This window comes from Pseudomonas sp. F-14 TE3482 (assembly GCF_053629455.1).
On sequence record NZ_JBRJII010000001.1, the window covers coordinates 1,066,643 to 1,078,718 of the forward strand.

At 56.0% G+C, this 12,076-nt stretch carries 6 protein-coding genes, 2 tRNA genes and 3 rRNA genes; 5 read left to right on the forward strand and 6 right to left on the reverse strand.

Annotation, left to right across the window (positions count from 1 at the left end):
- The first annotated feature begins 11 nt into the window (after nt 1-11).
- The gene (locus tag AB7M26_RS04625; RefSeq protein WP_123499535.1) at nt 12-482 is read left to right on the forward strand and encodes an SRPBCC family protein; all 471 of its coding nucleotides are present in this window, start codon (nt 12-14) and stop codon (nt 480-482) included.
- A 134-nt stretch (nt 483-616) separates the two neighbouring features.
- On the opposite strand, the gene AB7M26_RS04630 is transcribed toward AB7M26_RS04625, so the two are convergent.
- On the reverse strand, nt 617-2,497 hold the full coding sequence (locus AB7M26_RS04630) for a methyl-accepting chemotaxis protein (protein WP_123499533.1): 1,881 nt from the start codon (nt 2,495-2,497) through the stop codon (nt 617-619).
- A 299-nt stretch (nt 2,498-2,796) separates the two neighbouring features.
- On the opposite strand from AB7M26_RS04630, the gene AB7M26_RS04635 reads away from it, so the two are divergent.
- The 4 genes from AB7M26_RS04635 (at nt 2,797) to AB7M26_RS04650 (ending at nt 8,167) form a co-directional block, all read left to right on the forward strand.
- On the forward strand, nt 2,797-3,297 hold the full coding sequence (locus tag AB7M26_RS04635; protein ID WP_123499531.1) for a sigma-70 family RNA polymerase sigma factor: 501 nt from the start codon (nt 2,797-2,799) through the stop codon (nt 3,295-3,297).
- On the forward strand, nt 3,297-4,310 hold the full coding sequence (locus AB7M26_RS04640; RefSeq protein WP_123499529.1) for a FecR domain-containing protein: 1,014 nt from the start codon (nt 3,297-3,299) through the stop codon (nt 4,308-4,310). Before AB7M26_RS04635 ends, AB7M26_RS04640 begins: the two co-directional genes overlap by 1 nt.
- Nucleotides 4,311-4,398: 88 nt before the next feature.
- A complete protein-coding gene (locus AB7M26_RS04645; RefSeq protein ID WP_123499526.1) occupies nt 4,399-6,900 on the forward strand; it encodes a TonB-dependent siderophore receptor in 2,502 nt (833 codons plus the stop codon).
- Nucleotides 6,901-6,970: 70 nt separating this feature from the next.
- The gene (locus tag AB7M26_RS04650; RefSeq protein WP_123499524.1) at nt 6,971-8,167 is read left to right on the forward strand and encodes a PepSY-associated TM helix domain-containing protein; all 1,197 of its coding nucleotides are present in this window, start codon (nt 6,971-6,973) and stop codon (nt 8,165-8,167) included.
- A gap of 65 nt (nt 8,168-8,232) precedes the next feature.
- Here the strand turns inward: AB7M26_RS04650 and rrf (AB7M26_RS04655) are convergent.
- The 5 genes from rrf (AB7M26_RS04655) to AB7M26_RS04675 form a co-directional block, all read right to left on the reverse strand.
- Nucleotides 8,233-8,348, reverse strand: a 5S ribosomal RNA gene (gene rrf, locus AB7M26_RS04655).
- Nucleotides 8,349-8,455: 107 nt separating this feature from the next.
- Nucleotides 8,456-8,571: ribosomal RNA gene (rrf, locus tag AB7M26_RS04660) — 5S ribosomal RNA — on the reverse strand.
- 160 nt (nt 8,572-8,731) lie between these two features.
- Nucleotides 8,732-11,623: ribosomal RNA gene (locus tag AB7M26_RS04665) — 23S ribosomal RNA — on the reverse strand.
- A gap of 229 nt (nt 11,624-11,852) precedes the next feature.
- Nucleotides 11,853-11,928, reverse strand: a tRNA-Ala gene (locus AB7M26_RS04670).
- Between the two features lie 10 nt (nt 11,929-11,938).
- Nucleotides 11,939-12,015: transfer RNA gene (locus AB7M26_RS04675), tRNA-Ile, on the reverse strand.
- Nucleotides 12,016-12,076 lie beyond the last annotated feature (61 nt).

Here is a 12,076-nt window from a genome sequence, read left to right on the forward strand (position 1 = left end):
GGAGCAAAACCATGAATACTCTGCAACCCGATACCCTGATCAAAAATCCTCACGGCTGCCACGTCGAGTCTTCGGTGGAAGTACCGGTTGATGCGGCGCAAGTCTGGGCGGTGGTCGGCAACTTTGCCGGCTTCGATCGATTCATTCCAGCGCTGTCGCACATCGAGATGACGGGCGAAGGCGTGTCGTCGCTGCGCAAGAAATTCTTCAAGGACGACAACCACCTGGTGGTCGAGCAGCTCAACTCTCGGGACGACCAGGCAATGAACATGACCTGGACCCTCATCTACAACACCTTGGGCATCGGCAATTTGTGGGCGGCGATGAGGGTGGAATCCATCGGCGCAGACAAGTCGAGGGCGATCTGGACCATCATCGCTGAACCGGCTCAGGGCGGTGCCGAAGCCCTGCCGGGGTTCAAGGATTTCCTTCAGGGGTTTGCCAATGATGCGATGGGGAATGTGTTGAAGCTGTTTGTTTAAGGCTTCGTTCTAGCGGTGACTGATCTACCGCTATCGCGGGCAAGCCCGCTCCCACAGGGGATGTGTGTACGACACAAACCATGTGGGAGCGGGCTTGCCCGCGATTGACGATAACGCGGTTCAACTGACCTCAATCAGATCTTGAAACTATCAACCAACTGCTTCAACCGATTGGCTTGCTGGGACAACGCATCGCAATCCTTCAATGTTTCATTGAGGTTGGCCACGCTCTGCTGGTTCAGCAGGTTGATCTGGTTGACGTCGACGTTGAGGGTTTCCACCACGGCGGTCTGCTCTTCGGTCGCTGCGGCCACCGATTGGTTCATGCCGTCGATTTCGCCGATGCGCTGGGTCACGCTGACCAGTCGCAGGCCGGCCTGGTTCGCCACTTCGACACTCTGCTCGCTGGATGCCTGACTGGCATTCATCGTGGTCACCGCTTCGCGAGAACCGATCTGCAGTGAGCTGATCATCTTGTGGATCTCTTCCGCCGATTCCTGGGTGCGATGCGCAAGGTTACGCACCTCGTCCGCTACCACCGCAAAACCACGACCTGCCTCACCGGCACGGGCCGCTTCGATGGCCGCGTTGAGCGCCAGCAAATTGGTCTGTTGGGAAATGCCTTTGATCACATCGAGAATGTGGCCGATGTTGTCGGTGCTCGCGTTCAGGGTTTCGATCTGCGTGCAGGACAGGCTGATTTTCTGTGACAGCTCGGTCATGGCCAGGATGGTTTTTTCCACCACCTGACGACCGTCATCGGCCTGCTCGCTCGCGCCGCTGGCGTGTTGCGAAGCATCGGCGGCGTTGCGGGCGATTTCCTGGGTGGCGGCGCCCAATTGGTTGATCGCCGCGGCCACACTGTTGGTGCGGGCGCTTTGTTCGTCGGAGCCGATGATCGAAGCGTTGGACGATGCCATCACCCGTTGCGACAAGTCATGAACCTGACGGGTCGCCGAGGACACTTCGCAAATCGATGCGTGAATCCGCTCCACGAATTGGTTGAAAGAGCCGCCCAACTCGCCGAACTCATCTTTGCTTTCTACCACCAGACGACGGGTCAGGTCGCCCTCGCCCTGAGCGATATCCTGCATCGCACGACCCATCGTGGTCAGCGGACGCATCAGCACGCTGATCAGCAGACTCAGCAGTACTGCAATGGCGGTCACGGCGATGAACATCGCGATCAGCGCCGAGGTGCGGAACTGGCTCAGTGGTGCGTAGGCCTTGGCCTTGTCGATCGACAGACCGATGTACCACTCGGCATTTGGCAAACCACTCACCGGCGTGAACGAGAGGATGCGGTCCTGCTTGTTCAGTTCTACTTCCTGATTGCCTTTCCCGATGCGGACACTGGAACCCGGATAGATGTCTTTCAGGTTCTTCATCACCTGATCCTTGTCCGGGCTGACGATCACTTGACCGTCGGCGCTGACGAGGAACGCGTGACCGATGCCACCGAAGTCCACCGAGTTGATGATCTTCACCAGGGTTTCCAGACTCAGGTCGCCGCCGACGACGCCCAGCAGTTCGCCTTGCTTTTTCACCGGCATGGCGATGGTCACCACTAACCCGCCGACCGCGGCCATGTAAGGCGGGGTCAGCATGGTCTTGTCAGCAACCACGGCTTGTTTGTACCAAGGGCGCTGACGCGGATCGTAGCCGTCCGGCATCTTCGCGTCAGGGCGCTGGGTGAACACACCATTGGCCTGCCCGACGTAGGTGAACTGGAAGTTCGAGGTGAGGGCAGGTTGATCGACCAGCCCCGGCAAATCGGCATTGGCGCCTTGATGAGCGACGTTCTGCGCGAGATTTTCCAGGACCAGCACCCGGCCGCTCATCCAGTTCTGCACGCTGCTGGCGGTCAGCTCGCCGGCTTGCTCAACGGAAGACTCGAGGTTTTGTCGAATGGTGTTTCGCTGCAAATAGTCGTTGTACAAAGTGAACAACGCAAAAGCCAGCACCACGACGCCTGAAGCGGCCAGCAGGATTTTATGGCTGAACTTGAGATTCATTTCATGGGCTTCTTATGCAAAAAGTGGGGATGCGTTCCGGTTTCAACATTCCATGTAACCGCGCAGACGGCATTCTTGGGCCGCTCTACTTTGGTGCACGCATGTCTCACCAATCTGTCGGCACGAGCGAGAGAAATCTTAGGGATTTGTACGAAACCCGTCAGATACCCGCCGAACGGCGTGCTAGAGCGCCCAAGCAGGGGTGTTTACTGACGGTTGCTCGAACGGCAGTTGCAAATTTTCCGACCCTTGATGACAATGCGACTAATTATCATTTGTGACGTCGGGCTGTCGCGTTCATGTCTTCACCTGAGTTTGCAGTACAGGCGCTTTACAGCAGCCATCACGGGTGGCTCAACACGTGGCTACGTGCGCGATTGGGCAATGCAGCCGATGCGGCGGATCTGGCTCAGGACACGTTCGTCCGGCTGCTGCAAAGAACCGAACGCCTGGAGCTCAAGGCCCCCCGCGCTTTTCTACGAACCATTGCCCGCGGCCTGGTGATCGACCATTGGCGTCGAGAGGAAATCGAGCGTGCCTACCTGGAAACCATCGCCCATTTGCCTGAGGCCCAAACCCCGAGCGCCGAGGCGCGGGCATTGGTGCTCGAGTTGCTGGAAAGCATCGCCCGTATGCTTGAAGGCCTGAAGCCGAAAGTGCGTCAGGCATTTCTGCTGGCCCAGTGCGAAGGACTTACCCACAAGCAGATCGCCGAACACATGGGATTATCCCTGCGTTCGGTGGAACGCTATGTGGCTGACGCGCTTTATCACTGCTATGTGCTGCGGTATGAAGCGTGATGCCTGCGGATAACTCAGCACTGAACCGCCGCGCCGCGCCGCATCAGCAGGTGGTTAAACAAGCCATCCATTGGTTGCTGCGCCTGCGTAACAACGCGACCAATCCCAGACTGCGCCAACAATGCGACGTCTGGCGGGCGGAACACCATGAACACGAACTGGCCTGGCAACGGGTGCAGTCCCTGCAAGCCGAGTTGAGCAATAATCTACGCGCGGTGCCCGGCGCTCAAGTCGCTTTCAACACTTTGGAAAACAGCGCACAGGGATTGGGTCGGCGCCAGGCATTGAAGCTGCTGTCGGGCGCGTTGTTGATGGGTACGGCGGCATGGCTGGGCAAGGATGCGATCGGCTGGCAACAGTGGACCGCCGACTTCGCCACCGCCACGGGCGAGCGACGCGGTTTCCAGTTACCGGATGGCACGCGCCTGGAGCTCAATACCGCCAGCGCGGTGGATCTGGACTACACCGCGCAGCAGCGCCTGATCAAACTGACTCGCGGCGAGATCGTCGTGACGTGCGGTGGGGCAAGTGAAGGGGTTTCGTTTGATCGACCGTTGCGGGTGCAAAGCCGTCACGGTGTGTTCGAAAGTGTGGCGGCGCGCTTCATTGTTCGTCAGGACGCCGACTGCACGCGGCTCAGCGTCACCAGCGGCGTGGTCGCAATCCATTCGCCACGAGCCGCCGATGGCCTGCCGATTCAGGTGCAGGCCGGGCAGAGTTATCTGATCGATCGGAGTCGAGCGCAGTCGGCACCGCCGCAGGACATGGATGCGGGCGCCTGGGTGGATGGCCTGATCGTCACCCGCAACATGCGCCTCGGGGATTTCATTAATGAAGTCGGACGTTACCGTCCCGGCTATCTGACCTGCGCGGCCGACATTGCCCACTTGCGGCTGTCCGGGGTTTTCCGTCTCGAAGACACCGACAAACTACTGGCCATCCTGCCGCAAACCCTGGCGGTGCGACTGCGCTATCGCACTCGTTATTGGGTGACGCTGGAGCGACAGGCCTGAATTATTTTTGGCGGGTTTTCCGAACAAGTCCGGCTTAGTCAGTAAGCACTTCAACTCTGCCTTCAGCGACTTCCTACGGAAACCTACAATGACTGTGCGCGCCATCAGTAAGAACCCTCTCCATTTCGCCGCGGAATCGGGCGTATTGCGCCACGCCATCCGCGCGGCGCTGTTCTCGACCGCATTGGGTGTCGGCCTGCTGCCGACACTTGGCGTTGCAGCACAGGGCAGCGAAGCCAGTAGCCACCGCTACAACATCGCCGCCGGCTCCTTGAGCGATGTGCTCAACCAATTCGCGCGTCAGGCGGGCATCACGCTATCGACGACTCCGGCTCAAACTCAGGGCCTTCAATCGCCGGGATTACAGGGCGACTATTCGGCGGATCAGGCGTTGAGTCATTTGCTCAATGGCACAGGGCTTGTGGCCGTCAGTCAGGATGGCAGCAGCTATGTGCTGCGGCCCGTCGCTGAAACTGAAGCCCTGGCGCTGCCCACCACCGACATCAAAGGCTTCGCCCTGGGTAACGCGCTGGGCAGCATGGATGGCTACAACGCAACGCACAGCCAGATCGCCACCAAGACCAGTACCGCGTTGCTGGAAACCTCGCAAAGCGTGTCCGTGGTGACCCGCGAGCAAATGGACGACCAAGGCTCGCAAACCGTGTCCCAGGCGATGCGCTACACCCCGGGCGTGCTGACCAACCCTTACGGCGCGACCCACCGTTACGACTACGTGGCGATGCGCGGTTTCAACGACGGCTCGGTGGATAACATCTATCTCGATGGCCTCAAATCCATGGGCGACAGCGGTACCTACAGCACCATGCAGATGGACCCGTATTTCCTCGAACGAGTCGATATTCTCAAAGGGCCGTCGTCAGTGCTCTACGGTCGCAGTTCGCCGGGCGGGCTAGTGGCGTTGACCAGCAAGAAACCGTTGTATGAGCCCTATCATCAGGTCCAGGCCACGGTGGGCACCCAAGGCCAGCGCGGCATGGGTTTCGACTTCAGCGGGCCGGTGGATGATGACAAGCGTATCGCCTATCGCCTGACAGGGTTGGCGGATCAGTCCGACACACAGTTCGACCACAATAAGGAAAAGCGCTTCGCCCTGGCTCCGACGGTGAGCATCGATTTCACCGAAGATACCTCGCTGACGCTGCAAGCCTATCTGCAACACGATCCCGACGGCGGCTATCACGGCGGCGTCCCGGCCGATGGCACAATCCATCAGCGCAACGGCAATCGGATCTCCCCCAACTTCTTCGAAGGCGAGCCGGGTGTTGATGGTTTCCAGCGTGATCAACAGTCCTTCGGTTATCAGTTCGAACACCGCTTCAACGACGTCTTCACCGCTCGGCAGAACCTCCGCTATCTCGATTCCAAAGTGAAGATCGATCAGGTGTATGCCTATGGCTGGACCACTCCCACCAGTAACGAGTTGAACCGCTATTACACCGGCGGCGACGAAAAGCTCCACGCCTTTATCGTCGATAACATGCTGCAAGCCGAGTTCTTCACCGGCGCAACCAAACACACCGTGCTGATGGGCGCGGACTACCAGCGGCGCAAGACGGTCGTCGACTGGACCAGTGGCGGTCTTGCGCCGATCGATGCGTTCAATCCGGTGTACGGCAATTCGGCCATCGACTTCTACAGCCCGACCAGCTATCTGCGTCGTCTGGAACAGACCGGCGTCTACCTGCAAGACCTGATCGAGATGGATAAATGGCGCTTCTCTTTGGGCCTGCGTCAGGACTGGGTTGAAACCTCCGATGAAAATCGGCTGGCTGAAGCGGGACGCCCTGTAGGCACGGAAATCAGTGACGAACGCACCAAGCTGACGGGCCGGGCTGGGGCGCTGTACCTGTTCGATAACGGCATCGCGCCGTATATCAGCTACTCCGAGTCGTTCAACCCGAATTCCTACGCGGACAGCGCCGGCAATCCTCTGGCACCGACCGATGGCACCCAGTGGGAAGTGGGCCTGAAGTACCAGCCGCCAGGCACCGACAACTTGTTCACGGCGTCGCTGTTCCGCATCGATCAGGAAAACCTGGCGACCAAACTGCCGCAGGAAAACTTCTATCGCGCTGTAGGCGCCGTCCGCTCCCAAGGTCTAGAACTGGAAGCGCACATGCAGCTGACCGATAACCTGAAAGTGCTCGGCAGCTACACCTTCACCGACATCGAGTATTCGAAGTCGATGATCAGTACGTTGAGCACTGCTACCGACGTGATCGAAAACAAGGGCAACTCACCGACTCAGGCGCCACGTCATATGGCATCGGTGTGGGCGGACTACAAGTTCGACAGCGCAGCACTTGATGGCCTGCGTCTGGGCGGCGGCGTGCGTTATGTCGGCTACAGCTGGGCCGATGCGGAAAACACCCTGAAGGTGCCGTCCTATACGCTGTTCGATGCGTCTGTCGGCTATGACCTGGGCAAGGTGGGCTTGAAGGGCGTGGACGTACGTTTAAATGCGAACAACCTGACCAACGAGTCCTACGTGGCCTCCTGCGCCAGCCTGAACTTCTGCTACCTGGGTGAAGAGCGCAACGTCGCCGCTACCGTGAGCTACCAGTTCTAACGACTCGTTATCCAAAAAAGCCAGCCCCTGAATTCAGGGGCTGGCTTTGTCGTCTCTGCAGGAAAATTCCATGCGTGCATTTCTGGTTTTACTTCATCGCTACATTGGTTTGGCGACTGCGTTGTTTCTGCTGATGGCGGGGCTTACGGGCAGCATCCTGGCGTTCAATCATGAGCTGGATGAGTGGCTCAATCCGGGGTTTTATTCAGCGTCTGCCGAAGGTCAGCGTTTGCCACCTGGAGCCTTGGTCGACAAGCTGCAAGCGGAGCATCCGAGGCTGCAAGTCTGGTACATGGAGTATCCGTCAGAACAGGGTCATACCGCATTGCTGGCTGCTGTACCGCGCAATGATCCTGCGACCGGAAAACCCTTTGCCGAGCCCAATCAGGTGTTCTATCTGGACCCGGTCAATGGCGAGCAGAAAGGGCAGCGGTTCTGGGGAGAATGCTGCTTTCAGCGGGAGAACTTCATTCCGTTCATTCTGGAGTTTCACTACAACCTGGTCCTGCCGAATAACTGGGGATTGTTGTTAATGGGACTGGTCGCGATCGCTTGGGTTGTCGATTGTTTCATTGCGCTTTGGCTGACGCTTCCACGTGGGAAACCGTTCTGGAAGAAATGGTCGACGGCCTGGAAGATCAAGGGTGGGCATGCCTACCGGCTGAATTTTGACCTGCATCGGGCGGGTGGGTTGTGGCTTTGGTTGTTGCTGCTACCGATTGCGGTCAGCAGTGTCGCCATGAACCTGCCGAGTCAGGTCTTCAAGCCTGTGGTTTCACTGTTTTCGCCGATTGAGCCGAGCGTTTACGAGGCCCGCGGACGCATGCCTGCTGAGGAGCTGGGAGTTACGCGGCTGAGTTATCAACAGGCTTATGAACGTGCGCTGCAGGAAGGGCAAAGGCTGGGGCTGACCGCTCCAATCGGGGAGTTGTATTACAGCTTTGAGTACAACTTTTATGGGGCAGGGTTTGGGCAACATGATACCGAGGCCCATGGAAAGTCCTGGCTGTTCTTCCATGGCACGGACGGGCGTTTACTGGGACAGGAAATTGCAGGGCAAGGCACCTTGGGGGAGCGCTTTTATCGGCTGCAATTACCGATACACGGAGGGCGGATCATTGGGCTCACTGGGCAAGTCATGATCGCGGTGCTAGGTGTTTTGATTGCAGTATTGTCGGCGACGGGAATCTATATCTGGTGGCGCAAGTTGCTGGCTCGAAGGAGTAGCAAGGCACGTAAGAGCAGGATGTGCCCCATTCCAGATTGAGGTTTCTATAGCCCAGAAAGACAAAACCCCTGTCTGCATAAGCAGACAGGGGTTTCGGAATTCAATCTTGACGATGACCTACTCTCACATGGGGAAACCCCACACTACCATCGGCGATGCATCGTTTCACTGCTGAGTTCGGGATGGGATCAGGTGGTTCCAATGCTCTATGGTCGTCAAGAAATTCTGTGACCAGCCCGTTACAGCGGTAACGTGCCAGAAAAATCGGTGACTTCTACTAAAACAAAACCCCTACCTGCATACGCAGATAGGGGTTTCGGAATTTAATCTTGACGATGACCTACTCTCACATGGGGAAACCCCACACTACCATCGGCGATGCATCGTTTCACTGCTGAGTTCGGGATGGGATCAGGTGGTTCCAATGCTCTATGGTCGTCAAGAAATTCGGTAGCCAGGTCGTGGGCCCTTGCGGGTTCACGCTCCAGCGAATGGGTATGTGATAGTTTGGTGTTTTGTGAGTGTCACAAACTTTCGGTTCGTTTCGTCTTCACACACCGCAATCTGGTGCCTTTTCAGGTCAGCAAATTGCTTGGGTGTTATATGGTCAAGCCTCACGGGCAATTAGTATTGGTTAGCTCAACGCCTCACAGCGCTTACACACCCAACCTATCAACGTCGTAGTCTTCGACGGCCCTTCAGGGGACTCAAGGTCCCAGTGAGATCTCATCTTGAGGCTAGTTTCCCGCTTAGATGCTTTCAGCGGTTATCTATTCCGAACATAGCTACCCGGCAATGCCACTGGCGTGACAACCGGAACACCAGAGGTTCGTCCACTCCGGTCCTCTCGTACTAGGAGCAGCCCCTCTCAAATCTCAAACGTCCACGGCAGATAGGGACCGAACTGTCTCACGACGTTCTAAACCCAGCTCGCGTACCACTTTAAATGGCGAACAGCCATACCCTTGGGACCGGCTTCAGCCCCAGGATGTGATGAGCCGACATCGAGGTGCCAAACACCGCCGTCGATATGAACTCTTGGGCGGTATCAGCCTGTTATCCCCGGAGTACCTTTTATCCGTTGAGCGATGGCCCTTCCATACAGAACCACCGGATCACTAAGACCTACTTTCGTACCTGCTCGACGTGTCTGTCTCGCAGTCAAGCGCGCTTTTGCCTTTATACTCTACGACCGATTTCCGACCGGTCTGAGCGCACCTTCGTACTCCTCCGTTACTCTTTAGGAGGAGACCGCCCCAGTCAAACTACCCACCATACACTGTCCTCGATCCGGATAACGGACCTGAGTTAGAACCTCAAAGTTGCCAGGGTGGTATTTCAAGGTTGGCTCCACGCGAACTGGCGTCCACGCTTCAAAGCCTCCCACCTATCCTACACAAGCAAATTCAAAGTCCAGTGCAAAGCTATAGTAAAGGTTCACGGGGTCTTTCCGTCTAGCCGCGGATACACTGCATCTTCACAGCGATTTCAATTTCACTGAGTCTCGGGTGGAGACAGCGCCGCCATCGTTACGCCATTCGTGCAGGTCGGAACTTACCCGACAAGGAATTTCGCTACCTTAGGACCGTTATAGTTACGGCCGCCGTTTACCGGGGCTTCGATCAAGAGCTTCGCGTTAGCTAACCCCATCAATTAACCTTCCGGCACCGGGCAGGCGTCACACCCTATACGTCCACTTTCGTGTTTGCAGAGTGCTGTGTTTTTAATAAACAGTCGCAGCGGCCTGGTATCTTCGACCGGCGTGGGCTTACGCAGTAAATGCTTCACCCTCACCGGCGCACCTTCTCCCGAAGTTACGGTGCCATTTTGCCTAGTTCCTTCACCCGAGTTCTCTCAAGCGCCTTGGTATTCTCTACCCAACCACCTGTGTCGGTTTGGGGTACGGTTCCTGGTTACCTGAAGCTTAGAAGCTTTTCTTGGAAGCATGGCATCAACCACTTCGTGTTCTAAAAGAACACTCGTCATCAGCTCTCGGCCTTAGAATCCCGGATTTACCTAAGATTCCAGCCTACCACCTTAAACTTGGACAACCAACGCCAAGCTGGCCTAGCCTTCTCCGTCCCTCCATCGCAATAACCAGAAGTACAGGAATATTAACCTGTTTTCCATCGACTACGCTTTTCAGCCTCGCCTTAGGGACCGACTAACCCTGCGTCGATTAACGTTGCGCAGGAAACCTTGGTCTTTCGGCGTGGGTGTTTTTCACACCCATTGTCGTTACTCATGTCAGCATTCGCACTTCTGATACCTCCAGCAAGCTTCTCAACTCACCTTCACAGGCTTACAGAACGCTCCTCTACCGCATCACCTAAGTGATACCCGTAGCTTCGGTGTATGGTTTGAGCCCCGTTACATCTTCCGCGCAGGCCGACTCGACTAGTGAGCTATTACGCTTTCTTTAAAGGGTGGCTGCTTCTAAGCCAACCTCCTAGCTGTCTAAGCCTTCCCACATCGTTTCCCACTTAACCATAACTTTGGGACCTTAGCTGACGGTCTGGGTTGTTTCCCTTTTCACGACGGACGTTAGCACCCGCCGTGTGTCTCCCATGCTCGGCACTTGTAGGTATTCGGAGTTTGCATCGGTTTGGTAAGTCGGGATGACCCCCTAGCCGAAACAGTGCTCTACCCCCTACAGTGATACATGAGGCGCTACCTAAATAGCTTTCGAGGAGAACCAGCTATCTCCGAGCTTGATTAGCCTTTCACTCCGATCCACAGGTCATCCGCTAACTTTTCAACGGTAGTCGGTTCGGTCCTCCAGTTAGTGTTACCCAACCTTCAACCTGCCCATGGATAGATCGCCCGGTTTCGGGTCTATTCCCAGCGACTAGACGCCCTATTAAGACTCGCTTTCGCTACGCCTCCCCTATTCGGTTAAGCTCGCCACTGAAAATAAGTCGCTGACCCATTATACAAAAGGTACGCAGTCACCCAACAAAGTGGGCTCCCACTGCTTGTACGCATACGGTTTCAGGATCTATTTCACTCCCCTCTCCGGGGTTCTTTTCGCCTTTCCCTCACGGTACTAGTTCACTATCGGTCAGTCAGTAGTATTTAGCCTTGGAGGATGGTCCCCCCATATTCAGACAAAGTTTCTCGTGCTCCGTCCTACTCGATTTCATGGCCAAGAGATTTTCGCGTACAGGGCTATCACCCACTATGGCCGCACTTTCCAGAGCGTTCCGCTAATCTCAAAGCCACTTAAGGGCTAGTCCCCGTTCGCTCGCCACTACTAAGGGAATCTCGGTTGATTTCTTTTCCTCAGGGTACTTAGATGTTTCAGTTCCCCTGGTTCGCTTCTTAAGCCTATGTATTCAGCTTAAGATACCTAACTTATGTTAGGTGGGTTCCCCCATTCAGACATCTCCGGATCAAAGTCTGTTTGCCGACTCCCCGAAGCTTTTCGCAGGCTACCACGTCTTTCATCGCCTCTGACTGCCAAGGCATCCACCGTATGCGCTTCTTCACTTGACCATATAACCCCAAGCAATCTGGTTATACTGTGAAGACGACATTCGCCGAAAATTCGCGATTAAACTCACAAATTTTACCTTAGCCTGATCACCACCAGTGAAAGTGGCCATCAGTCTATCTTTCTATCACATACCCAAATTTTTAAAGAACGATCTAATCAAAAGACTAGAAATCAATATTCACAGCGGAATATTCATTTCTAAACTCTCAAACGTGTCGAAGCAGTTTATGGTGGAGCCAAGCGGGATCGAACCGCTGACCTCCTGCGTGCAAGGCAGGCGCTCTCCCAGCTGAGCTATGGCCCCATAACAAAATTGGTGGGTCTGGGCAGATTCGAACTGCCGACCTCACCCTTATCAGGGGTGCGCTCTAACCAACTGAGCTACAGACCCAATTTCGAGCTTGTAACTGTTAGCGTTGAGCTATCAGCTTGGAGCTTAAAGCTGCTTCTAT